This window comes from Pseudoalteromonas sp. GABNS16E, assembly GCF_028598715.1.
Lineage (GTDB): Bacteria > Pseudomonadota > Gammaproteobacteria > Enterobacterales > Alteromonadaceae > Pseudoalteromonas > Pseudoalteromonas atlantica.
In genome coordinates this window covers 1-922 of the sequence record NZ_JAQREZ010000142.1, presented here as the reverse complement: position 1 = coordinate 922, position 922 = coordinate 1, and the positions used below count along the sequence as shown (strand labels likewise).

1 protein-coding gene is annotated in these 922 nt (G+C 40.6%); it reads left to right on the top strand.

The window, feature by feature from the left end; translation table 11 throughout:
• Positions 1-723 (top strand): efflux RND transporter permease subunit (locus tag PSI06_RS21010; RefSeq protein WP_273604814.1); only part of this gene is annotated, 723 nt, incomplete at its 5' end.
• Positions 724-922: the final 199 nt, after the last annotated feature.

The window sequence follows — 922 nt, the reverse complement described above, 5'->3', positions numbered from 1 at the left end:
CTGGGTGACGTAGCCTCAGTCTCATTTGAGTCAGGCCCACCACAAGTTAGACGCGATGATGTACAACGAAGAGTCGTTATCCAAGCAAATGTACAAAATCGAGATATGGGAAGCGTGGTTGCCGATATCAGAACGGTAATTGCTGAAAAGGTTGACTTACCTTCAGGTTATTCTGTTTCGATTGGCGGCCAGTTCGAAAGTCAAAAACGTGCTCAAAATAGGTTAGCTATAGTTGTACCTTTATCGTTAGCACTAATCGCACTACTACTTTACTTTGCCTTTGGTTCTGTTGGTCAAGCTATGCTGATATTGGTCAACGTGCCGCTTGCTGTAATTGGCGGAGTTTTCTCCTTATATTTATCTGGACAATACTTGTCTGTACCAAGCTCCGTTGGCTTTATTACCTTATTTGGTGTAGCGGTATTGAATGGGGTCGTTATGGTAGAAAGTATCAACCAACGTATTAAAGACGGTCTAGAAGCATCTAAAGCCGTTTTTGAAGGCGCTACTTCAAGATTAAGACCTGTACTTATGACTGCTATAACATCAGCTTTAGGTTTGATACCGATGTTAATGTCTAATGGTGTTGGTGCAGAAATACAGCGCCCATTAGCGAGTGTTATTGTTGGCGGCTTGGTAACTGCAACACTGTTAACATTATTTGTTTTACCTGTTTTATATCGCTGGTTTTCAGAGAAAAAAATAAAAGAGCTATCCAGATAAAATTACTGTGAACTCTAACCCCACGCTAAAGTCACGTTTAGCGTGGGGTTATTGAGTAGATGAACGAAAAGAAAGATTAGATTTAACAATAAACTAATAGTCATGACTGCTTTGTCGGAATATTTGTCGTTAAACAGGCCAAAGCTAACTTCCGCTTTCGTATCTTTGCAGTCTTAATCTCTATGTGTCTCAAGGTCGG